This is a genomic window from Streptomyces armeniacus, from assembly GCF_003355155.1.
GTDB lineage: Bacteria > Actinomycetota > Actinomycetes > Streptomycetales > Streptomycetaceae > Streptomyces > Streptomyces armeniacus.
Genome location: NZ_CP031320.1, coordinates 163,567 through 184,051, shown reverse-complemented (window position 1 = coordinate 184,051; position 20,485 = coordinate 163,567). Strand labels below are relative to the sequence as shown.

At 73.2% G+C, this 20,485-nt stretch carries 20 protein-coding genes; 7 read left to right on the top strand and 13 right to left on the bottom strand.

Annotation, left to right across the window (positions count from 1 at the left end; all coding sequences use genetic code 11):
• Positions 1–23 precede the first annotated feature (23 nt).
• Together DVA86_RS00815 and DVA86_RS00810 are read right to left on the bottom strand one after the other, a co-directional pair.
• Positions 24–539 carry a ribonuclease FAU-1 family protein gene (locus DVA86_RS00815; RefSeq protein ID WP_208874888.1) on the bottom strand — a complete coding sequence of 172 codons (516 nt, stop codon included), beginning with the start codon at positions 537–539 and terminating at the stop codon, positions 24–26.
• Positions 540–691: 152 nt separating this feature from the next.
• Entirely contained in the window at positions 692–916 is a 225-nt protein-coding gene (locus DVA86_RS00810; RefSeq protein WP_208874886.1) for a DUF6158 family protein, read from the bottom strand.
• 64 nt (positions 917–980) lie between these two features.
• On the opposite strand from DVA86_RS00810, the gene DVA86_RS00805 reads away from it, so the two are divergent.
• The 3 genes from DVA86_RS00805 (at position 981) to DVA86_RS00795 (ending at position 2,939) form a co-directional block, all read left to right on the top strand.
• Entirely contained in the window at positions 981–2,078 is a 1,098-nt protein-coding gene (locus tag DVA86_RS00805; protein WP_208874885.1) for a baeRF2 domain-containing protein, read from the top strand.
• Positions 2,044–2,457 (top strand): DUF2795 domain-containing protein, encoded by a 414-nt coding sequence (locus DVA86_RS00800; protein WP_208874882.1) that lies wholly within the window; start codon positions 2,044–2,046, stop codon positions 2,455–2,457. Before DVA86_RS00805 ends, DVA86_RS00800 begins: the two co-directional genes overlap by 35 nt.
• A gap of 122 nt (positions 2,458–2,579) precedes the next feature.
• Entirely contained in the window at positions 2,580–2,939 is a 360-nt protein-coding gene (locus DVA86_RS00795) for a VOC family protein (RefSeq protein ID WP_208874881.1), read from the top strand.
• An 88-nt stretch (positions 2,940–3,027) separates the two neighbouring features.
• Here the strand turns inward: DVA86_RS00795 and DVA86_RS00790 are convergent, their stop codons facing one another.
• Together DVA86_RS00790 and DVA86_RS00785 are read right to left on the bottom strand one after the other, a co-directional pair.
• Positions 3,028–3,951 (bottom strand): NADP-dependent oxidoreductase, encoded by a 924-nt coding sequence (locus DVA86_RS00790; protein ID WP_208874880.1) that lies wholly within the window; start codon positions 3,949–3,951, stop codon positions 3,028–3,030.
• A gap of 28 nt (positions 3,952–3,979) precedes the next feature.
• The gene (locus DVA86_RS00785) at positions 3,980–4,834 is read right to left on the bottom strand and encodes a PaaX family transcriptional regulator C-terminal domain-containing protein (RefSeq protein WP_208874879.1); all 855 of its coding nucleotides are present in this window, start codon (positions 4,832–4,834) and stop codon (positions 3,980–3,982) included.
• 63 nt (positions 4,835–4,897) lie between these two features.
• Between DVA86_RS00785 and DVA86_RS00780 the strand changes: the two genes are divergently transcribed.
• Positions 4,898–6,739 (top strand): acyl-CoA dehydrogenase family protein, encoded by a 1,842-nt coding sequence (locus tag DVA86_RS00780; RefSeq protein WP_208874878.1) that lies wholly within the window; start codon positions 4,898–4,900, stop codon positions 6,737–6,739.
• On the top strand, positions 6,736–7,494 hold the full coding sequence (locus DVA86_RS00775) for a crotonase/enoyl-CoA hydratase family protein (protein WP_208874876.1): 759 nt from the start codon (positions 6,736–6,738) through the stop codon (positions 7,492–7,494). Before DVA86_RS00780 ends, DVA86_RS00775 begins: the two co-directional genes overlap by 4 nt.
• Before the next feature lie 37 nt (positions 7,495–7,531).
• On the opposite strand, the gene DVA86_RS00770 is transcribed toward DVA86_RS00775, so the two are convergent.
• The 7 genes from DVA86_RS00770 to DVA86_RS00740 all read right to left on the bottom strand — a co-directional run bounded on the left by DVA86_RS00770 (position 7,532) and on the right by DVA86_RS00740 (position 16,240).
• Positions 7,532–8,521: a zinc-dependent alcohol dehydrogenase family protein gene (locus tag DVA86_RS00770; protein WP_208874874.1), complete on the bottom strand. Its 990-nt coding sequence runs from the start codon at positions 8,519–8,521 to the stop codon at positions 7,532–7,534.
• Positions 8,518–9,405 carry a carbohydrate ABC transporter permease gene (locus DVA86_RS00765; RefSeq protein ID WP_208874872.1) on the bottom strand — a complete coding sequence of 296 codons (888 nt, stop codon included), beginning with the start codon at positions 9,403–9,405 and terminating at the stop codon, positions 8,518–8,520. Before DVA86_RS00765 ends, DVA86_RS00770 begins: the two co-directional genes overlap by 4 nt.
• Positions 9,402–10,376, bottom strand: a complete 975-nt coding sequence (locus DVA86_RS00760; RefSeq protein ID WP_208874871.1) for a carbohydrate ABC transporter permease — start codon at positions 10,374–10,376, stop codon at positions 9,402–9,404. Before DVA86_RS00760 ends, DVA86_RS00765 begins: the two co-directional genes overlap by 4 nt.
• Entirely contained in the window at positions 10,376–11,725 is a 1,350-nt protein-coding gene (locus DVA86_RS00755) for an ABC transporter substrate-binding protein (RefSeq protein WP_208874869.1), read from the bottom strand. Before DVA86_RS00755 ends, DVA86_RS00760 begins: the two co-directional genes overlap by 1 nt.
• Before the next feature lie 161 nt (positions 11,726–11,886).
• A complete protein-coding gene (locus tag DVA86_RS00750; RefSeq protein ID WP_208874868.1) occupies positions 11,887–12,648 on the bottom strand; it encodes a DeoR/GlpR family DNA-binding transcription regulator in 762 nt (253 codons plus the stop codon).
• A gap of 443 nt (positions 12,649–13,091) precedes the next feature.
• On the bottom strand, positions 13,092–15,104 hold the full coding sequence (locus tag DVA86_RS00745; RefSeq protein WP_245996189.1) for a DUF5107 domain-containing protein: 2,013 nt from the start codon (positions 15,102–15,104) through the stop codon (positions 13,092–13,094).
• A 224-nt stretch (positions 15,105–15,328) separates the two neighbouring features.
• Positions 15,329–16,240: an arginase family protein gene (locus tag DVA86_RS00740; protein WP_208874867.1), complete on the bottom strand. Its 912-nt coding sequence runs from the start codon at positions 16,238–16,240 to the stop codon at positions 15,329–15,331.
• Between the two features lie 61 nt (positions 16,241–16,301).
• Between DVA86_RS00740 and DVA86_RS00735 the strand changes: the two genes are divergently transcribed.
• Both DVA86_RS00735 and DVA86_RS00730 read left to right on the top strand, forming a co-directional pair.
• The gene (locus tag DVA86_RS00735; protein WP_208874863.1) at positions 16,302–17,300 is read left to right on the top strand and encodes an aminoglycoside phosphotransferase family protein; all 999 of its coding nucleotides are present in this window, start codon (positions 16,302–16,304) and stop codon (positions 17,298–17,300) included.
• A gap of 166 nt (positions 17,301–17,466) precedes the next feature.
• A complete protein-coding gene (locus DVA86_RS00730) occupies positions 17,467–17,880 on the top strand; it encodes a CBS domain-containing protein (RefSeq protein ID WP_208874862.1) in 414 nt (137 codons plus the stop codon).
• A 22-nt stretch (positions 17,881–17,902) separates the two neighbouring features.
• Here the strand turns inward: DVA86_RS00730 and DVA86_RS00725 are convergent, their stop codons facing one another.
• Together DVA86_RS00725 and DVA86_RS00720 are read right to left on the bottom strand one after the other, a co-directional pair.
• Positions 17,903–18,463: a DinB family protein gene (locus tag DVA86_RS00725; protein WP_208874859.1), complete on the bottom strand. Its 561-nt coding sequence runs from the start codon at positions 18,461–18,463 to the stop codon at positions 17,903–17,905.
• Positions 18,460–20,478: a prolyl oligopeptidase family serine peptidase gene (locus DVA86_RS00720; RefSeq protein WP_208874858.1), complete on the bottom strand. Its 2,019-nt coding sequence runs from the start codon at positions 20,476–20,478 to the stop codon at positions 18,460–18,462. Before DVA86_RS00720 ends, DVA86_RS00725 begins: the two co-directional genes overlap by 4 nt.
• Positions 20,479–20,485 lie beyond the last annotated feature (7 nt).

Here is a 20,485-nt window from a genome sequence, read left to right as displayed (position 1 = left end):
GACCGCCGCGTCCACGGGGGTGGTCAGCCTGCGGTGAGACGGGCGAGACCGGCACAGCCGTCCGTACGGGCCAGCGCCTCGAGCTCGTCCAGAGCCCGGCGCGCCCGTGCGGCGGCCTCGGGGTCGCTCTCGGGCAGACCGCTGGCCAGGAGTTCGTCCTCGTCCAGCCGCAGCACCTGCGTACCGTCCGCGGAGACCCACAGGTCCAGTTCCAGATCGGTGATCGCCAGCGCCCCGTCCGTGACCCGGGCGGGGCGCGTCATGTCGCAGTACCAGCCCTTGAGGCGTCCGCCGGCATCGCGCACCTCCTTCACCGCGTACCAGCGGTCACGCCAGTAGTGCTCGGTGAAGACGTCGCCGCGCTCGAAGCGCACGAACCCGAAGTCCTTTACCGGCGGCCCCGCCCAGGGGGCGCGTACGACGGCGTGCGTGCCGTCGTCGCGGATGACCGTCGCGGGGTAACGCACGTCGTGGCGCTCGTGCTTGAGGAGGGTGACCGTGACCTGGTCACCCGGGGTCAGTGTGGCTTCGGTGTCCATGGGCCCAGCCTCGGATACGGGCGGCGGCCGACGCACCCGGATTTCGCACGGTGGTTCCGGCTGGGCTCGGGCGGCGCTCCCGGCGGCGGCCCGGCGGGGATTCCGGGCGGGCGCTCCGGGCGCCCCGGGCTCCGGGCTCCGGGCGTACGGCGTCACTTCACGCGCGCCCGCGCGCCCTCCCTCGTACGGCCCGGGGCCACGGGGCGGCGCGGGTGGCGGCGCAGGTACTCGCCCTCCAGCTCCGCCATGCGCGCGTTGTGGGCTCCCAGTGCCTCCGTCGATCCGTGCAGCAGGGTGTCGTGCCGGGTGCGGTGGATCGTCTCCAGCTCCTTGAGCAGCTGCGCGTCGGAGAGATCCTTCGGATCGATTCCCATCATGCGCCCTCCTCGTGTCGGTCTTGTCTCAGCGGGTACCCGATCAGGGCGATTCAAGGAGGGAGCGATGGAGCTCGGATTCCTCAGTCCGCTCTTCGACCGCCCGGGGCCGTGGGCCTCGGTCTATTTCGACACTACGACCGCACCCGGGGACGCCGCCTCCCGTCAGCAGGCACACGCGCACGCCGCCTGCGCCCGGCTGCGCCGGCAGGGCGCCGACCAGGGCACCTGCCGCGCCGTGTACGACGTGCTCGCCGCGGCGGGGCGCCCGCCGCAGCCGCCGGGCCGCGCGGTCTTCGCCGCGCACGGCGAAGTGGTGCTCGCTCCCCCGCTGGCCACGCCGCCCCCGGGCGGCGGCCCGCACGCGTGCTGGGAGGCGCTGCCGCACACCGGCCCGCTGCTGGAGCTGCTGGAACGCCACCCCGTGGCCCTGGCCGCGCGGGTGCACCCGGCGGGCGCCGACCTGGAGCTGCACGGTCCGCTGGGCATACGGGACGCGGGCCGCGTACGCGATTCCGAGGCCGTGGCGGACGCGCTGAGCAGGTGCTTCTCCGCGTACGGCGCCGAGCTGCTGGTCCTCGCCGGCGACGTGCCCGCGCGCCGTGCGCTGCACGCGCAGCTGCCGGCGCGGCTGCGGAACCGTACGGTCCAGGCCGCGCGCGGCAGCCGGCGGCCGCTGGCAGACGAGGTGGCGCGGGCGCGGAACGGGCACTCGCGGGAGCGCACCTCGACGGCGATGGCGCGCTTCGTGGCCGGACGGGTGCCGACGGACGACGGCCGCGTGTGGGCCACGGAGAACGTGCACTCGCTCGCGGACGCGGCGCGCGAGCACCGTATCGGCTCGCTGCTGATCCGGCCCGACGGAGCGAACGTGCACCGCGAGGTGTGGGTCGGCGAGGACCCGGACCAGATGGCGGTGGACCGTACCGGCACGGAGCACCTCGGCGGGCCGCCCGCCACCGCGCGCGCGGACGACGCGCTGCTGCGCGCGGCGGCGGTGACGGGCGCCGAGGTGGTCTGCGTACGGCCCGGCGAGCTGGCGCCGGACGCCCCGGCCGGGCTGCCGGCCGGGGGCCTGGGCGCGCTGCTGCGCTGGCCGTACGGGGGAACACGGGAAGGAGGTGGCCGCGATGGCGGACGGCGAGAGCCCGCAGCGCGGCAGTGACCGCATGAACGTCCATCTGGACGACGAGATGAAGAAGGAGCTGCGCGGCAGGCTGCAGTCGGGGCACCCGACGCACGCGGAGCAGTGGAAGGACCCCGAACCCGACGCGGACGACGACCCGCAGCTGGCCGAGTGGGCGGTCCCCCGGGACACGGGCCCCGACCGGGAGGAGACGGAGGCGGAAGCGCTCCGCTCCGACCTGGCGCGGCATCTCGGCCGCACCCCTTTCCCGGCGGACAGGGGCACTCTGATGCGCACGCTGCGTGACGCGCACGCCCCCGACGCGCTGCTGGACACGCTGCGGGAGCTGCCGCGCGGCGGCCACTACCGGAACGTGCAGGAGGTCGTGGTCGCGCTCGGCCGCGCGCCCCGGTCCTGAAGGGCGCTACGGTCCTGAACGGGCGCCACGGTCCTGAACGGGCGGGCCGGATCCGGGCACGGCGTGCCCCGTTCCGCCATGCGGCACTGACCCGGCCCGCGCCATCAACTACGCTGCCCCGCATGGAGATTCTGGGGACTTCGCTGCGGGTCTGCGTCGACGATCTGGACGCCGCCATTCCGGTGTACGAGAAACTCGCGAACGCGGAGGCGGCCCGCTTTCAGAGCGGTCCGGTGTCGGTCGCCGCGGTGGGCCCCTTCTTCCTGATGAGCGGCCCGCAGGAGCACCTCGACATCCTGCGCAAGATCAGCGCGACGCTCGCCGTCAAGGACGTGGACGACGCGGTCACCGACCTGCGTACGGTCGGCGCCGACATCATCGCGGGCCCGAAGCCGACACCGGCCGGGCGGAACCTGATCGCGCGCCACCCCGACGGCTCGGTCTTCGAGTACGTGGACCGGCAGGGCGCCGCGGGCGCCTGAGCCCCCGCCGGCCGCACGTCCCGTCCCGTACGCACATCCCGTACGCACGTCCAGCCCCGTACGCACGTCCTGTCCGTGCGTACGGCGGTCAGCTCACCTCGAGCACGATCTTGCCCCGCGTGCGGCCCTCCTTGCTCAGCCGCCATGCCTCCGCCGCCTCGGCGAGCGGCAGGGTGCGGTCGACGTGGACGGTCAGCTTCCCCGCGTCCGCGAGGTCGCCGAGCGCGGTGAGCCCGGCCGCGTCCGGGCGTACCCAGACGAGGTGCCCGCCCAGCGCCGTCACCTCGCCGTCGGCGATGGACGCGATCCGTTCCGGCGTCCGTACGAGCGCCTGGGACGCCGCGGCGGCGCCGCCCCCGACGAAGTCGAGCGCCGCGTCCACGCCTTCGGGCGCGAGCGCCCGCACCCGTTCGGCGAGCCCGTCGCCGTAGGTCACCGGCTCGGCGCCCAGACCGCGCAGGAAGTCGTGGTTCCGCTCACTGGCCGTGCCGATGACGCGTGCCCCGCGTGCGACGGCGATCTGCACGCCGAGTGAGCCGACGCCGCCAGCCGCGGCGTGGATGAGCGCGGTGTCGCCCGCGCGCACGCGCACGCGGTCAAGGGCCTGGTACGCGGTGAGGCCCGCGAGCGGCAGCCCGGCGGCCTGCCGCCAGTCCAGCGCCGCGGGCTTCCGGGCGAGCGCGCGTACGGGCACGGACACCAGCTCCGCGTACGTGCCGTGCTGGATGTCGTCCCGCCGCGCGTAGCCGAGCACCTCGTCGCCTACGGAGAACTCCGTGGCGTCCAGGCCGACCGCCTCCACGACGCCCGCCACGTCCCAGCCGGGGATCAGCGGGAAGTGCGTCTCGAAGAGGGGGTCGAGCCCGCCCTCGGCGACCTTCCAGTCGACGGGGTTCACGCCCGCCGCCCGTACCCGTACGAGCACGTGGTCCGGCGCCACCTTGGGGTCGGGCCGGTCGGTGAGCCGGAGGCCGTCGGGTCCGTCGTAGCTGTCTGTCACGATTGCCTTCATACGGGCGGGAACGGACGGCCCCCGTTGATCATTCCCGCCGCTGCCGTGCGGTCCCCCGAACGCCGTAGCGCTCCGCCGCGTTCCGCGCCCCGGCGGGCGCGCCGGGCGCCACGTACTGCCGCAGCACCTCCCCGAGTTCGCTCTCGAACGCGCCGTACCGGCCGCGCAGCCCCGCGCCCGGCCAGTCCGGCGGCAGCAGCGGCTCGGGCAGTACGGGGTCGGCGAGCAGGTGCCGTACGACCGCAGCCGCGACCGTGAACCGCTCCGCCAGGTCCGCGGACCCGTCCAGCGCCGACGCCAGCGCGCGGGCCCGCCGCGCCCAGCCGTCCAGGTCCCACAGGGCGGCGGCCAGCTCCGCCGGGTCGCCCTCGGGCGCGCCCGTGAGCAGCGTGCACTGGGCGCGTACGACGGGCGGGCGCGGACGCTCCAGGTTGGCGGGCCGCAGCCAGCTGCCCTCGCGCAGCTCGGCGAGCCGCAGCGCGGTCATCGTCTGCCGCAGCGCGGCCCGTTCGGCGGCGGGCCGGCGGTCCGCGGTGACGAGCGCGATCTCCCAGCGGCCGTCCCAGTCGCGGACACGCGGCGAACGGCTGTCGTCCTGCCGCGCCTGGCGTGCCAGCAGCCGGGCGGTGAGCCCGTACGTGCCCTCGCGCTGCTCCAGGTCACCGGCTGCGACCATGCGGGAGAGGGCCACCCGTACGGTGCCCTCGGCGACGTCGAACAGCTCCCCGACCCGGACCAGCGCCCGTACGGGCAGCCGCGGCGGATGGTGCCCGAGGAGGGTGCTCAGCACGATGGAACGGGCGGTGAGCGGCCGGAGCTCGAGCGACCCGCTGTCGGCCGGTCTGCCGCCGGTTGTCCCGTTCTCGCTCCCGTAATCGTTCATCTGTCCGGAATTCTATCCCTTACGGGTTCACCGCGCGCATCCGGAAGGCGTAACGTCGGGAACATGGCCACCCACGAAGTCTTCAACCAGGCGCCGCCGCTGAGCGACTTCAGCACCGCCGACGAGCCCGCCCTGCTCGACGCGCTGCGGCGGGACGGCGCGGGCTGGGGCGAGCCGGAGCTGCTGCGGCTGGGCGCGCTCGCCGGCTCGCCAGAGGTGCAGGAGCAGGCCCGGCAGGTCGAGGAGCAGCCGCCGCGGCTGCGCACGCACGACCGGTACGGGCACCGCGTCGACGAGGTGGAGTTCCACCCCGCCTGGCACCAGCTGATGACGACGGCGGTCGAGCACGGGCTGCACGCGGCGCCCTGGGCGGAGCCGCGCGCGGGGGCGCACCTGCTGCGGGCGGCGAAGTTCTACGCGTGGTCGCAGGCGGAGGCCGGACACGGCTGCCCGGTCTCGATGACGTACGCCGCGGTGCCCGCCCTCCGCGCCGAACCGGGCCTCGCGGAAGCCTACGAACCCCTGCTCGCCGCCCGCGGCTACGACTTCGGGCTGCGGCCGCCGCTCGGCAAGGCCGGGCTGATCGCGGGCATGTCGATGACGGAGAAGCAGGGCGGCTCGGACGTCCGCGCCAACACCACGCGCGCGGTGCCGTCACCCCCAGACAACACAGACGGCATGGCCAGCACAGACAGCATCGCCAGCACAGACAGCATGGCCAGCACGGACGGCGCCGGCGGCGCGGAGGCGTACCGCATCACCGGGCACAAGTGGTTCACCTCGGCCCCGATGAGCGACGTCTTCCTGACCCTGGCGCAGACCGACGAGGGGCTGACCTGCTTCCTGCTCCCCCGCGTCCTGCCCGACGGCACCCGCAACGGGCTGCGGCTCCAGCGGCTCAAGGACAAGCTCGGGAACCACTCCAACGCCTCCGCCGAGATCGAGTACGAGAACGCCCTCGCCTGGCGGGTCGGCGCACCCGGCCGCGGTGTCCGCACCATCGTCGAGATGGTCAACGTGACCCGGCTCGACTGCGTCCTCGGGTCCGCCGCCGGAATGCGCGCCGGGCTGCGGCAGGCGCTGCACCACGCCACGTACCGGCGGGCGTTCGGCGCCCCGCTGGCCGAACAGCCGCTGATGCGGAACGTGCTGGCCGACCTCGCCCTCGAGTCCGAGGCCGCGACCGTCCTCGGGCTGCGGCTGGCCGCGGCGCTGGACCGCGCGCAGGCCGGGGACGCGGACGAGGCGGCGCTGCGCAGACTGGGGCTGGCCGCGGGCAAGTACTGGGTGTGCAAACGCGGCAGCGCACACACGGCCGAGGCCCTGGAATGCCTGGGCGGCAACGGCTACGTAGAGGAGTCCGGCATGCCCCGGCTCTACCGCGAGGCCCCGCTGCTGTCCATCTGGGAGGGCTCGGGCAACGTCGCCGCGCTCGACGTGCTGCGCGCCCTCACCCGCGACGCGGGCACGCTCGACGCGTACCTCGCCGAGGTGGACCGCGCGGCCGGCGCCGACCGGCGGCTCGACGCGGCCGTGGCGGCGCTCCGCAAGGAACTCGCCGGACTCGCCGGGCTGTCCGACCCGGCGGAGGCGCAGCTGGGGGCGCGGGGCCTGGCGGAACGGATGGCGCTGGTGCTCCAGGGGGCGCTGCTCGTACGGCACAGCGAGGCGGCGGTCGCCGACGCGTTCTGCGCGTCGCGGCTGGGCGGCGAGTGGGGGCGGGCGTTCGGGACGCTGCCCGCGGGGACGGACTTCGGCGCGGTGCTGGGGCGGGTGCGTACGGGCGGCTCGGGTGCGGGCGCTGACTCGCGTACGGGTGCGGGTGCGGGTACGGGCTCGGCGGGTGTGGCGGGTGCGGGCTCGGCTGCCGGTGGCGCGAACTCCGGTGCGGGGGCCGCCGTATGACCGTGTGGGTGAAGCGGAACGGCCCGGTCAGCACCGTCGTACTGGCCCGGCCCGAGGCACGCAACGCCGTCGACGGCGCGACGGCCACCGCCCTCGCCGACGCCTTCCGCGCCTTCGACGCCGACGACGACGCGCGGGTCGCCGTGCTGTGGGGCGAGGGCGGCACGTTCTGCTCCGGCGCCGACCTCAAGTCGGTCGGCACCCCGCGCGGAAACCGGGTCGCCCCCGACGGCGACGGGCCGATGGGCCCGACGCGGATGCGCCTGAGCAAGCCCGTCATCGCCGCGGTGAGCGGCCACGCGGTCGCGGGCGGGCTGGAGTTGGCGCTCTGGTGCGACCTCCGGGTGGCCGAGGAGGACGCCGTCTTCGGCGTGTTCTGCCGCCGCTGGGGCGTGCCGCTGATCGACGGCGGCACCGTACGGCTGCCGCGGCTGATCGGCACCTCCCGCGCCATGGACATGGTGCTCACCGGGCGGCCCGTGGCCGCGCAGGAGGCGTACGAGATGGGCCTGGCCAACCGCCTCGTGCCGAACGGCCGGGCCCGTACGGCCGCGGAGGAGCTCGCGGCGGAGATCGCCGGGCTCCCGCAGGACTGCCTGCGCAGCGACCGCGCGTCCGTACTGGACCAGGAGGGGCTGCCGGAGGCCGAGGCCATCGACACCGAACTGCGGCACGGACAGGGCGTGTTGGCCCAGGCCCTGGACGGAGCCGCGCGCTTCGCCGCCGGCGCGGGCCGACACGGCGAGCCGACCTAGGCCGGACCCACCGAGCCACCGCGCCGCATGCGTCACCTCACGGCACCACCACGATCTTCCTCCCCACCCCCGCCGCGAACGCGTTCAGCGCCGACGGGTAGTCCGACAGCGGCAGCCGGTCGCTGATGAAGACGTCCGGATCCAGCACGCCCGCCGCGAAGAGCTCCGCCGCGCGCTCGTAGCTGTGCAGGACGGCCATCGAGCCGGTGATGGTGATCTCCTGGTTGTAGATCTTGTACGGCTCGATCGTCGCCCGCGTCGCGTAGTCCGAGACGCCGAACTGCAGGAACGTCCCCGCCTTGGCGACCCGTCCCAGCCCGTCCTGGATCGCGGCGCCGTTCCCCGTCGCGTCGACCACGAGGTCCCAGCCCTGCGGCCGGTCGAACTCGTCGGCGTTCGACGCGCTGCCGGAGCAGCCCAGCTTGCGGGCGGTGGCGAGCCGTTCGGCGTTCAGGTCCAGCACGTCGACCGCCGCGGCGCCCGTGAGCTTCGCCAGCTCGAGCATCATCAGGCCCATCGTCCCCGAGCCGTAGATGAGAACACGGGAACCGAGCTGGCTCTTGAGCACGTCGTAGCCGCGCACCGCGCAGGACAGCGGCTCGATCAGCGCGGCGTCCTGGGTGCGTACGTGCTCGGGCAGCGGCACGCAGTTGGCGACCGGTGCGACGGCGTACTCCGCCGCGCCGCCCGCCGTCGTGACCCCGATGGCGGCCCAGCGGTCGCACAGGTTGTTGTGTCCGGTGCGGCAGTACCGGCACTCGAAGCAATACAGCGACGGGTCGACGGCCACCCGGTCGCCGATCGACAGCTCGGTGACGTCCGTACCGATGCCGACGACCTCGCCGGCGAACTCGTGCCCGGGCACGATCGGCAGTGACGGCGCGAACTCGCCCTGCATGATGTGCAGATCGGTGCCGCACAACCCGCACGCGGCGACGTCCACCACCACCTCACGCGGCCCGGGAGTGGGGTCGGCCACGGAGGTGAGTGTGACCTTTCCGGGCGATTCGACGAGTGCGGCCTTCATTTGACGGCTCCTAGCGACAGGCCCTGGACGAGTTTGTCCTGGGCGGCGAACCCGGCGGCCAGCACCGGCAGGGAAATGGCGAGCGACGCGGCGCACACCTTGGCCAGGAAGAGGCCCTGACTGGTGATGAAGCCGGTCAGGAACACGGGTGCGGTCTGGGCCACCACACCGGTGAGCACCTGCGCGAACAGCATCTCGTTCCAGCTGAAGATGAAGCAGATCAGGGCGGTGGCGGCCATCCCGGGGCCGGTGATCGGGGCGATGACCCGGGCCAGGATGGTCGGCAGCCGGGCGCCGTCTATCTGGGCGGCCTCGATGACGGATATGGGGACCTCGGCCAGGAACGACTGCATCATCCACACGGCGATCGGCAGGTTCATCGACGTGTAGAGGATGACCAGCAGCCAGATGTTGTCGAGCATGCCGGTGTTCTTGGCGAACAGGTAGATGGGCAGCAGCCCGGCCACCACCGGCAGCATCTTCGTGGACAGGAAGAAGAACAGCACGTCCCGCCACTTGCGCACCGGCCGTATGGACAGCGCGTACGCCGCCGGGAACGCCAGCAGCAGCACCAGGAGCGTGGACACCACGGACGCCGTCATCGAGTTGATCAGCGGCGGCCAGGGGCTGTTGCCGCCCCCTGCGCCGAAGAACTCCCGGTACCCGTCCAGGGTGAGCGGCGCGCCCAGCGACGGCGGGTTGGTGGCGGCGTCCGGCTCGGAGTGCAGCGAGGTCAGCGCCATCCAGGCGACCGGGAGGAAGAAGAGGATCCCGGAGATCCAGGCCAGCAGCCCGAGGGCGGCGTTCCGCCTGCGCGCGCGGCGTACGGGGGCGGGTACCGGGCCGGTACGGGCCTTGGCGGGCGCCGTCAGGGTCGCGGTCATGACCGGGACACCTCCTCGCTGAAGAGGGACGAGACCACTCGCAGAGCGAAGGTGGCGATGACGATGGACCCGATGACGACGAGCACACCGGTGGCGGACGCCTCGCCGTACTCGTGCGCGTTGTAGAACGTCTCGTAGATCGTGTACGGCAGGTTGGCCGTACCGAGCCCGCCCTTGGTGATCGTGAAGACGGCGTCGAAGTTCTGCACGATGTAGATCGAGCCGAGCAGGGCGCCCAGTTCGAGATAGCGGCGCAGGTGCGGCAGCGTGAGATAGCGGAATATCTGCCAGTTGCCCGCGCCGTCCAGCCGGGCCGCTTCGATCAGGTCCAGCGGCCGGCTCTGCAGCCCGGCCAGCAGGATCAGCATCATGAACGGCGTCCACTGCCAGATGAGCGACATCTGCACCGCGAGCAGCGGCATGTCGGTCACCCACTCGGGCTGCACCGGGTCGTCGATGCCGACGAGGCCGGCGAGCCAGTTGAGCAGGCCGTTGAACAGCCCGTACTCCGGGTTGTAGAGCACGTGCTTCCACAGCAGCGCCGCCGCCACCGGCACGATCAGGAACGGCGCGATCAGCATCGTCCGTACGATGCCGCGGCCCTTGAACGAGCGGTCCAGCAACAAGGCCAGCAGCAGCCCGATGACGATGCTGACCAGCACCACGACGGCGGTGAGCACGGCGGTGGTGACCACCGACTCGCGTACCTCCGCATCGGCCAGCACGGTGCTGTAGTTGTCGAAACCGGTGAAGTGCCGGTCGTCGGGGTGGAGCGAGTTCCAGTCGAAGAGGGAGGTCACCAGCGTGGCCGCGAACGGGAGTTGGGTGACCACGATCAGGAAGACCAGGGCGGGCATCAGCGGTGCTCTGGTCGCCCAGGCCCGCAGCGCCGGCCGCTTCGCGGCGGGCGGCGGCTGCGGGTCCTGAGCGGAGGCGGCGGGCGGCGCGGCGGCCGCCGGGGGCGCGCTCATCACTGGTATTCCTCGCCTACCTTCTCGGCCAGCTTCTGCGACTTCTCGAGCGCGGACTCGACGGACTGGCGGCCCGCTATCGCGGCGCTGATCTCCTGCGAGACCTTGGTGCCGAGGTCGGTGAACTCCGGGATGCCGACGAACTGGATGCCGGGCGCCGGACGCTTCTGCACACCCGGATTACGCGGGTCGGCCTGGTCGATCGCGTCGTGGGTCACCTTGTAGAACGACTTGGCGGCCTTCTGGTACTCGGGGTTCTCGTACGTCGAGGCGCGCTTCCCGGCGGGGACGTTCGCCCAGCCGATCTCCTTGCCGACCAGCTCCTCGTACTCCTTGCCGGACGCCCACGAGATGAACTTCCAGGCGCTGTCGGCGTTTCCGGACGCCTTCTGCATCGCCCACGCCCAGGTGTAGAGCCAGCCGGAGCTCTTGGTCTTGTCGACGGGCGCCGGAACGTAGCCGATCTTGCCCTTGACCGGGGACTTGGTCTCCTCGAGCGAGCCGGCGCCGGCGGTGGCGTCGTACCACATGGCGGCCTTGCCCTGGGTCATGTTGTTCAGGCACTCCGCGTACCCGGACTGGGCCGCGCCGGCCTCACCGTGCTCCCGCACCAGGTCTACGTAGAACTTGGTCGCCTTGGTGAACTCGGGCGAATCCAGCTTCGCTTCCCAGTTCTCGTCGAACCACGTGCCGCCCATGGTGTTCACGACGCTGGTCAGCGGCGCGATCAGCTCGCCCCAGCCGGGCAGCCCGCGGAGGCAGATGCCCGCCATGCCCTTCTGGGCGCCCTCCACCTCGGCGGCCAGGTCGGCGACCTCCTGCCAGGTCGGCTTCGCGGGCATCTTCAGGCCCTGCTCGGCGAAGATGTCCTTGCGGTACATGAGGAAGGACGACTCGCCGTAGAACGGCGTGCCGTACGTCTTGCCGTCCTCACCGCTGAGGGAGACCTGCATCGGGGTGAGGATGTCCTTGGCCTCGAACTTCTTGTCCTTCTCGATGTACGGGTCGAGGGCGTGCAGCCAGTCGTTCTTGGCGTAGATCGGCGCCTCGTAGTTGCTGATGGTGGCCACGTCGTACTGGCCGGCCTGGTTCGAGAAGTCCTGACTGATCTTGTCCCGGACCTCGTTCTCCGGCAGCACCGTGAAGTTGACCTTGATGCCGGTCTTCTTCGTGAAGTGCTTCGCGGTCAGCTTCTGCAGATCGGCCATCTGCGGGTTGTTGACCATGAGGACGTTGATGGACTTGTCGTCCGAGGACCCGCCCCCCGCTCCGCTGCAAGCGGCGAGGAGACTCCCCGCGACCGCCACGGCGACGAATGCACGCGCTGGTTTTCTGCTCTGGCTGCGCATGTCCTGCTCCGATTTCTTCGGTGATGAGGGGCTGTTTCACGAAATATGAGGGGATGCTGTGAGCGTGCTGTGGGTGTGCTCGGCCACGCCTCCCGCGTACGGAGGGCGCGGGAGGCGAAGACTTGGGAAGGCCGGGAGCCTGCCGAGGAGACGCCGGGCGGTCAGACCCGGATGACCTGCGGCCCCTGGAGGGAGTAGCGGTGGGCCTCCGAGGCGGGCAGACCCGTGGAGGTCACGATCGCCTCGAAGTCGCCGACTTCGGCGAAGCGGCAGAAGCTCACCGCGGCGAACTTCGTATGGATCCCCGCGAAGACGCGTCTGCGTGAGGCGCGGATCGCCTGGGACTTGACTTCGCTCACGGCCGGATCGGGGGTGGTCAGGCCGTGGTCGCGGGAGATGCCGTTGGCTCCGATGTACGCCAGGTCGATGACGAATCCGGCCAGCATCTTCGTGGTCCAGTGATCGACGGTGGCCAGCGTGCCGCCGCGCACCCGGCCGCCGAGCAGCAGCACGGTGAAGCCGTCGTACTCGGCGAGCGCGCCCGCCGCCGCGAGCGAGGCGGTGACCACGGTCAGATGCCGGTCACGGGGCAGGGCCTCGGCGATGAGCTGGGGGGTGAAGCCCTCGTCGACGAAGACCGTCTCGGCCTCGCCCAGCAGGTCGGCCGCGGCGGCGGCGATCCGGCGCTTCTCCGGCACGTGCATGGTGGTACGGAAGGCGAGCGTGGTCTCGAAGCCCGCGCTCTCCACCGGGTACGCGCCACCGTGCGTACGGCGCAGCAGGCCGTGCGACTCGAGCACCCGCAGGTCACGGCGGACCGTCTCCCGCGCGACGCCCAGCTCGGCGGCGAGCTCGGCGACATCGACGGAACCGCTGCGGCGTGCCGCTCCGACGATCTCCCGCTGCCGCTCTTCCGCACTCATGAGGCTTCGCCCCCTCTCCGTTCGGGCGTCGTGGTGCCCGTTCGGGCCGTGTGAAGAGTTGTACATCCGGCGCAACAGTGCGGCCAGGCTTGGAGCACACGGGATCGTGCCCGTTTGTGCCCGCTTCCCGGGGCGGCGCGACGGCTTGGGGGCGGCGCGAAATGGATTCCGCGTGACCTACGCCACTGACCGTTTCGGGCACGCGAATGCCCGTTTCTTGCCCGTGCCGTGCGACCGGCCCGGGCCCGCCCCCTCAAGCCGGGGCCGGGCACCCCCAAGCCCGTCCGGCGCTTGAGGACAGACCGGGGCGGTCACTGCCCGGCACAGGCCGGTGGCCCAACCGAACACTGCCGAGTGCAGGCCCACCGTGGCCAAGGGTCGGCCGGACGGGCTTGGGGGGGGCGGCTGCGGGCCGTCCCCCAAGTGCCGGACGGGCTGGAGAGTCAGGCCGGGCGCATGCGGAACTCGTAGCGGTCCGGGATCGGGGCGTCCGTTATCGAGGACCACGTGTCGTTGAGGATCTCGTCGCCCTCCCGCAGATCGTCCACCTCGAAGCCGTCGCCCTCGGTGAAGACCGCTCGGGCCGCCTCCCGGTCGCCCTCCGCGACCAGGATGCGGGCGTGCAGCAGGCGGCAGCGTCCGCGGGCGCGTTCCTCCGGCGGGAGCCGGTCGAGGACGGCGCGGGCGTCGGCCGGGCGGTCCGCGGCGAGGAGGACGGGGACCGCTTCCCGTATCAGCGCGGCCAGCGCGTGCCCGTCGGAGACGCGCTCGACCGCCGCCAGGAAGCGGTCGGCCGCGCGCTGCGGGTACAGCCCGGTGGCCGCGTCGTACGCGTCCGCCACGGCGAGGCAGCGCAGCGCCCACGGGGTCTCGGCCGCGGCACAGGACCGCTCCCAGCTGCGCACCGCCTGCGCGTGGTCGCCGGCGTGCCACTGGGCGATGCCCAGGTGGTAGTCGGTCATCGGCCCGGAGGGCGCGCACTCCAGCTGGTCCCGCCACGCGGCCGAGACCAGCGTGGGGCCGGGCGGCGTGCCGCCGAACCCGTCACGCTCCGGCCCGTCCGGGCCGCGGCCCGCGTCCGCGGCACGGCCCGGGTCGGGCAGGCGGCCCGTCTTGAGGAGCTCCAGCCACGGCTGCTGTTCCTCCCCCAGCGTGTCCTCGGGGAACGGGGTGCCGGGCAGCAGGTGACCGCCGCGGACGACCTCCAGCGCGCCCCAGCCCGAGCCGGTGGCGAGGCGCGGCTCGGCGGGGTCGGTGTCGGCGTACGGCCGCCAGGCGGCGTACGCGGCGTCCACGTCGGCGCGCGGCAGCGCCGTCTCGAGCCGCCCTTCCACCTCGGCGCGTGCGGCGTCCCAGTCGTCGCCGTGCACGGCGGCCGGGTCGGCGTCCAGCGGACCGTACGCCTCCAGCCACGCGAACTCCTCGCCCGCCTCCAGCGGGATGTGCTCCAGCTGCGTACGGGCGAGGCCGGCCTGGATCTCGGCGTACCCGGGAGTGCCCGGCTCGGTCAGCCACTGCTGCCACCGGCGGCCGCCGGGCCCGTGGCCCCAGACGAACAGCTTCCGGCCCCGCAGCAGGTCCGTGGAGGTCTGGACGAGACCCTGCCCGTGCTCGTCGAGCGACGCGATCCACTTGCGGGCCTCGACCGGCACTTCGTAGAAGTAGTCGGCGGGGAACTCGCTGCGCAGCGGATAGCTGCGGTCGGCGTCCCGCCAGTGGGGCACGGGGATACGGCGCAGGCTCCGCTCGTAGCCGAAGTGCCAGGTCTCCTCGGCGGGTACGAGGACGCGGGTGCGCTCCTCTTCCGGGACGGCGATGTTCGACCACCAGTAGACGGGCACGGTGCGGTCGTGCGGATTGCGGGTCCGCGCCCCCACGTAGAGGAAGTCGGAGCCCTCCGGCAGCCACAGGTCGACCTGGAACGGGGTGTCGCGCAGCCGCTCCCACTCCCACAGCCGCAGCATCTCGCCGCCGTCGGGCGCGGGCACGACCGCCGCGTGCACGGGCGCGCAGGAGAGGGTCGTGTGGCCGGTGGCGCCGATGTTCCACTCGATGCCGCCGGAGAACCAGGCGCCGTTGAGCGCGAAGTCGGCGGGCTGCAGGACAGGGTTCGTGTACAGCAACTCCCGCCCGGTGGGCTTGTGGTGGAGCGAGTGAATGCGGCCGCCGAGGCCCGGCAGGACCGTGGCGCGCAGCCGGTCGCTCTCGATCACGAGGGTGTCCAGGCCGGCCGGTGCGCGGTCCCGGCCGTAGCCGTCCAGGATGCGCGTGGGGAGCACGGAGCTCAGCGGCTCGTATCCGACCTGACGCGCCATCGACGGTGGCAGCGCCGCCCGTTCGCTCTCCTCGATGGTGTGCATCTCGTCGAGCGGCAGCAGCGGCGGAAGCGGATTCTCCGGTCCGACGGGTGCCACGGGCAGGGTCAGGATGCTGCTGCGTACGGTCGTGCTGCCCACGGCTGCCTCGCTCTCTCCCACGGGGCCGCCGCCTCCCGGCACCCCCGATGACCATGGAACACGTTCGGCAGCTTGTTGAACAGTCCTCCCAGGTAAGGCTTGGGAGTTCGCTTTTCTCTTACTTTGGCAAGGAATCGGACTGCACTTTCGATGGGTTGCGTGCAAGGGCCGGCGCGCGGCACCCCCGCCCCGTCAGCCCTCATCAGCGACCCGTCAGCGACCCGTCACGGCGCCAGCACCGACTCCAGCAGGTCCGCCAGCAGCGCCGCGCCGCTGCCGTCCGCGTCGCGCTCCGGGTCGTAGATGGTGAGCTGGAACCCGGCGCAGCGCGGCGACGCGGCCAGCGGCCGCAGCAGGCCCCGTACTTCCTCGGCGGTGAGCCCGCCGGGTTCGTCGCTGTCCACCGCGGGCAGCACCTCCGGGTCGAGCACGTCGGCGTCCATGTGCAGCCAGAAGCCGTCCAGTTCGGGCGCGGCGACGCGGTGGAGCGCGGCGCGTGCGGTCTCCTCGGAGCCCTCGGCGCGTACGGAGGCGACGGGGGCGTAGTGGATGCCGAGGCCGGTCAGCTCGTCGAAGCAGTTCTCGGGTTCGTTCTCGGCGTCGCGCAGGCCGAGGAGCGCCACGTCCTCGTCCCGTACGTACGGCCGCAGCCCCTCCAGGTCCGTCAGGTCGCGCTGGCCCCGGCCGGTCGCCAGCGCCACGTCCTCGCCGCCGGCGGCGCCGATGCCGTCCGGGGCGTTGCCGGGGTGGCGGAAGTCGTCGTGGCCGTCGAGGTAGGCGAGCCCGTACCGGCCGACGCGGCGCAGCGCCAGCGACGAGCCGAGGACGATGGAGCAGTCGCCGCCGAGTACGACCGGGAAGTCACCCGCCCGGACGTGGCCCTCGACGCGGTCGGCGAGCCGGCGGCTGTAGCCGGCGATGGCGGCGGCGTTGAACACGCCGTCGCCGCGCTGCCACTCGCCGCGGTCGTAGCGCGGCGGCACCACGACGCCGCCCTCGGCCGCGCCGAGCCGCCGGGCCAGGCCCTGGTCCCGCAGGGCGCCCGCGAGCTTGTGGCAGCCGGGCACGGTGCCCGGGGAGGGCGGGCGCAGCCCGAGGTTGGAGGGGGCGTCGATGAGTACGAGTCGGCGTGACATGCGCCCATTATCCGCGGCCCCTCGGGCGGCCGTACGGCCCGGGGCTGCGAGGATGCCCCTCATGGTGTCGACTGAACGCGTTCCTCCGTCGCTGCCCGTGGTCACCACGATGGGGCGGCACGCCGGCGGCCGGGCGTGGCTGGCGGAACTGCCGGGGCTGATCGAGGAGTTCCGGGAGCGGTGGGGGCTGCGGCTGGGCGAGCCGTTCCACGGCGGCAGCTGCTCCTGGGTGGCGCCCGCCTGGCGTCCGGAGGACCTGGACGCCGCGGGCGGCACGGACGCCACGGGTGACACGTACGCGGACGCCGCCGCGCCCGCCGTACTGAAGATCACCTGGCCGCACCCCGAGGCCGTCGGCGAGGCGGCTGCGCTACGGCTCTGGGCGGGACGGGGCGCGGTGCACGTGTACGAGGCGGACGCCGAGCGGTTCGCGCTCCTGCTGGAGCGCTGCGACCCGGGCACCGAACTGGCCCGTGCCCACGGCATACCGGCCGACGAGCGGCTCACGAGCGCCGCCGACCTGCTGCGCGAACTGTGGTCCGCGCCGGTCCCCGCCGACGCCGGGCCGGCCCCGCTCGCGAACGTCACAAACGAGTGGGCGGACCTCGCGGAGGAACGGGCGTCCCGGCCGTGGCCGGAAGGGATCGACACCGGGCTGTTCAAGCTCGGCGCGCGGCTGCTGCGCGAACTCCCCGGCTCCGCCGACCGCGAGGTCGTGCTGCACGGCGACTTCAACCCCGGCAACGTCCTCGCGGCGCGGCGGCGGCCCTGGCTGGCGATCGACGCTAAGCCGATGACCGGCGATCCGGCGTTCGACCCCTGGCCGTTGATCGAGCAGGTCGACGACCCGTTCGCGCACCCCGATCCGCGGGCCGTGCTCGAGCACCGGACCGCGCTGGTGGCGGAGCTGGTCGGCGAGGACCCGTGGCGGGTACGGGCGTGGGCCGTGGCCCGGCACGTCGAGTACCTGCTGTGGTCGGTCGTGGAGGACGAGGACATGGCGCGCAGCATCGTCATGACGGAGCAGGCCCGGCTGCTGGCGGACGTCGCGGGGCTCTGAGCCGGGCCCTGGCCAGGCTTTGACCGGCCTCTGAGCCGGGCTCTGGACCGGGCGCTCGGCTGCGCCACCACCGCCGGGCTGACGTGCGGGAACGGCCGCGCGGTTGCGAGACACCAGGGGCGCGGGACGATGGAGTGACGCACACCCGTGCCCGAGGAGGTACGTCATGACGACCGCCGCAGACATCATGCACCCCGGTGCACAGTGGATTCCCGCCACCGAGACCCTGGACCGGGCTGCCCAGTTGATGCGCCGGCTGGACGTGGGGGCGCTCCCGGTCAGCGACAGCAACGAGCGGATGTGCGGCATCCTCACCGACCGCGACATCGTGGTCGGCTGCGTCGCGCACGGCCAGGACCCGTCCAGGATGACGGCGGGCGATCTGGTGCACGGCACACCGCGCTGGATCGACGCCGACGCCGGGATCGACGAAATCCTCGAAGAGATGCGGAGCCACCAGATCCGGCGGCTTCCGGTGATCGAGAACAAGCGACTCGTCGGCATGATCAGCGAGGCGGACCTGGCTCATCATCTGTCCGAGAGCCAGATCGCCTCCTTCGTCGAGAGCGTCTACGCCTGACGCGCCCGGCCCCCGGCCCGGCTCACTCCCCGACTGCCCCGTCGGCCAGCTCGCGAACGATGTCCAGCTGGCCGACGTGGCGCGCGTACTCCTGGAGCAGATGGCACAGGATCCAGCCGAGCGTGGGCGCCTCCTCCGGGGTGCCGAACCGCCCGCCGACGGCGGCACGGTCGAGCAGCGACGCCTCGCGGATGATCGCCCGCGAACGGTCCCGCTGGGCCGCGAACCGCTCCAGCACCTCGCCCGTGGTCATGCCCTCGGGCACCTGCCAGCGGCCGTCCGGGCCGTCGTCGCCCCACGGGTCCGGCACGCGCTCCGCCCGGAACCCCCAGCAGAGCCAGCGCCGTTCGACGTGGACGAGGTGCCACACCAGCTCCAGGGGAGTCCAGCCGGACGCCACCCTGCTGGCGCGCAGCTCGGACTCCGGGAGCCCGGCCAGCTTCCACAGCAGCGTGTCGCGGTGGAACTCCAGCTGGCCCGCCAGCAGCTCGTGCGGGTCGGAGACCGTACGGGCGGGCTCGTCCCGTGACTCGGAGGGCCCGCCGCCGGGCGCGTCCCCGTGCCTGTCCGGCGCCGCGGTCATTTCCGCAGCTCCAGCGGGGGCACATCGTCCCGTACGAGTCCGAACGTCCGGACGTAGAGGGCCAGTTCGGCCTCGACCGCACGCGTGATGGTGTCGGCGCGCCGGAATCCGTGCCCCTCCCCCTCGAAGGCGATGTACGCGTGCGCCGCCGCGTGTCCGTCCACTGCTTCCAGGAAGCGGTCGCACTGCACGGGCGGGCAGATCACGTCGTCCAGCCCGGCCATCAGCAGGAACGGGGCGCTGGTGCGCGCGGCGTGGTTGGCGGGTGACCGCTCGCGGTAGCGGTCGCGGGTCTCGGCGAGCGGCCCGACCAGCGACTCCAGATACTGCGACTCGAAGTCGTGTGTCTCGCCCTCCGCCCAGCCCTCCAGGTCGAGGATCGGATAGAGGATGGTCGCGCAGGCGTAGACGCCCTCCGTGGCGGGCGAGGTCAGTGACGCGGCGCTGGTCCAGCCGCCCGCGCTGCCGCCGCGGATCGCGAGCCGCGCGCGGTCCGCGGCGCCCTCTTCGGCCAGCGCCAGCGCGACCGCGGCGCAGTCGTCGACGTCCACGACGCCCCACTGCTCGCGCAGCCGGTTGCGGTACTCGCGGCCGTATCCGGTCGAGCCGCCGTAGTTGACCTCGGCGACGCCGATGCCGCGCGACGTGAAATACGCGATCTCCAGGTCGAGCACGAGCGGCGCGCGGCTGTTCGGGCCGCCGTGCGCCCACACCACGTACGGCGGCAGCTCGCCGTCCGGTGCGGTGACATCGGGGTGGTGCGGCGGGTACACGTGCGCGTGGATGTCGCGGCCGCCCGGCCCGGTGAAGGTGCGGATCTGCGGCTCGGGGTAGAACACCGGGTCCACCGGGTCCCGGTGGACGGAGCCGATGACGCCGGTGTGCCCGGTGCCGGTGTCGAGCTCGACGATCTCGTACGTGCTGTGCGTGCCCGCCGCGATCCCGGCGACGCGGGTGTCGCACACGGCGAGGGCGGGCGCCCACTCGGTCCACGGGCCGGTGCCGTCCACGAGCTCGCCCGTCTCCGGGTCGAGGATGCCGAGCTTCGTCTCGCCCAGCCCGTGCACCACGGCGATCAGCCCGCTCGGCAGCGGCGCGAACCAGCGCTGCCCGATCTTCCACAGGCCGCCCCCGAACTCCTCTTCGCGCGGGCAGAGGTTGACCAGCTCGCCGTTGTCCGGGTCGAGCCGGTGCACGTTCCACCAGCCCGTACGGTCCGTGGCAAGCAGCAGCGAACCGTCCGCCGCCCACTCGGCCTGGACCACCGACTCGTCGGCGCCGCCCGCGACCGTACGGACGTCGGTGAACGCGCCGTCCTCCGTGACGCTCGCGAGCCGGACCAGCGTGCCGTCCCAGGGCATCGACGGGTGGTCCCAGGCCAGCCACACGGCCTGCCGTCCGTCCCGGGAGAAGCGTGGGCCGGTGACGAAGCGGTGGGTGGCGTCGGTGAGTTCGACGACGAGGGAGCGGTCGCCGGCGGCGGAGCCGTCGAGCGGCACGGAGACGGGCAGCCGCCGCAGGTCCGTCTGGCCCTCCCCGGTGAACTCCTCCAGCACGCAGGTCACCACGCCGAGTTCGGGCCGCAGCACCGGGTCGCACCAGCGGAGCCCGCCGCCGACGCCGGAGACCGGGGTGAGCGGCCAGGGCGCGGTGCCGGGGTCGTCGGGGGCGAAGGCGTACAGCCGCTGGTCGCCGAAGTGGGTGAACACCACGAGGGGGCCGCCCTCGGCGCGCGGCGCGCCCGCCCAGGGGGTGCCGCCGTACTCGATGACGCGGTTCCGCACGTTCCAGGGCGCCGGGAGCGTCGATTCGGCGGGTGCCGAACGGTCCGCGCGCAGCCGCATCAGGGCGCGCCGGCCGCCCTCCTCCGGGCGCGGCTCCGTCCACCACACCTCGTCGCCCACGGCATCGAGGAACTCGGGCCGGCCGTCCCGCGCGGCGACGAGCGCGCCGTCGATCGGGGACGGCCAACTGCCGTACGGGGCCCGGGCGGTCTCAGATCGGGTGGTCACCATGCAGTCA

Coding starts and splice junctions, on each gene's coding strand:
- DVA86_RS00775 (WP_208874876.1), top strand. CDS start 6,736: ATGACCGTGTGGGTGAAGCGGAACGGCCCGGTCAGCACCGTCGTACTG.
- DVA86_RS00740 (WP_208874867.1), bottom strand. CDS start 16,240: ATGTCACGCCGACTCGTACTCATCGACGCCCCCTCCAACCTCGGGCTG.
- DVA86_RS00735 (WP_208874863.1), top strand. CDS start 16,302: ATGGTGTCGACTGAACGCGTTCCTCCGTCGCTGCCCGTGGTCACCACG.
- DVA86_RS00785 (WP_208874879.1), bottom strand. CDS start 4,834: ATGAACGATTACGGGAGCGAGAACGGGACAACCGGCGGCAGACCGGCC.
- DVA86_RS00800 (WP_208874882.1), top strand. CDS start 2,044: ATGGCGGACGGCGAGAGCCCGCAGCGCGGCAGTGACCGCATGAACGTC.
- DVA86_RS00765 (WP_208874872.1), bottom strand. CDS start 9,405: ATGACCGCGACCCTGACGGCGCCCGCCAAGGCCCGTACCGGCCCGGTA.
- DVA86_RS00720 (WP_208874858.1), bottom strand. CDS start 20,478: ATGGTGACCACCCGATCTGAGACCGCCCGGGCCCCGTACGGCAGTTGG.
- DVA86_RS00730 (WP_208874862.1), top strand. CDS start 17,467: ATGACGACCGCCGCAGACATCATGCACCCCGGTGCACAGTGGATTCCC.
- DVA86_RS00755 (WP_208874869.1), bottom strand. CDS start 11,725: ATGCGCAGCCAGAGCAGAAAACCAGCGCGTGCATTCGTCGCCGTGGCG.
- DVA86_RS00790 (WP_208874880.1), bottom strand. CDS start 3,951: ATGAAGGCAATCGTGACAGACAGCTACGACGGACCCGACGGCCTCCGG.
- DVA86_RS00780 (WP_208874878.1), top strand. CDS start 4,898: ATGGCCACCCACGAAGTCTTCAACCAGGCGCCGCCGCTGAGCGACTTC.
- DVA86_RS00770 (WP_208874874.1), bottom strand. CDS start 8,521: ATGAAGGCCGCACTCGTCGAATCGCCCGGAAAGGTCACACTCACCTCC.
- DVA86_RS00725 (WP_208874859.1), bottom strand. CDS start 18,463: ATGACCGCGGCGCCGGACAGGCACGGGGACGCGCCCGGCGGCGGGCCC.
- DVA86_RS00815 (WP_208874888.1), bottom strand. CDS start 539: ATGGACACCGAAGCCACACTGACCCCGGGTGACCAGGTCACGGTCACC.
- DVA86_RS00760 (WP_208874871.1), bottom strand. CDS start 10,376: ATGAGCGCGCCCCCGGCGGCCGCCGCGCCGCCCGCCGCCTCCGCTCAG.
- DVA86_RS00795 (WP_208874881.1), top strand. CDS start 2,580: ATGGAGATTCTGGGGACTTCGCTGCGGGTCTGCGTCGACGATCTGGAC.
- DVA86_RS00810 (WP_208874886.1), bottom strand. CDS start 916: ATGATGGGAATCGATCCGAAGGATCTCTCCGACGCGCAGCTGCTCAAG.
- DVA86_RS00750 (WP_208874868.1), bottom strand. CDS start 12,648: ATGAGTGCGGAAGAGCGGCAGCGGGAGATCGTCGGAGCGGCACGCCGC.
- DVA86_RS00805 (WP_208874885.1), top strand. CDS start 981: ATGGAGCTCGGATTCCTCAGTCCGCTCTTCGACCGCCCGGGGCCGTGG.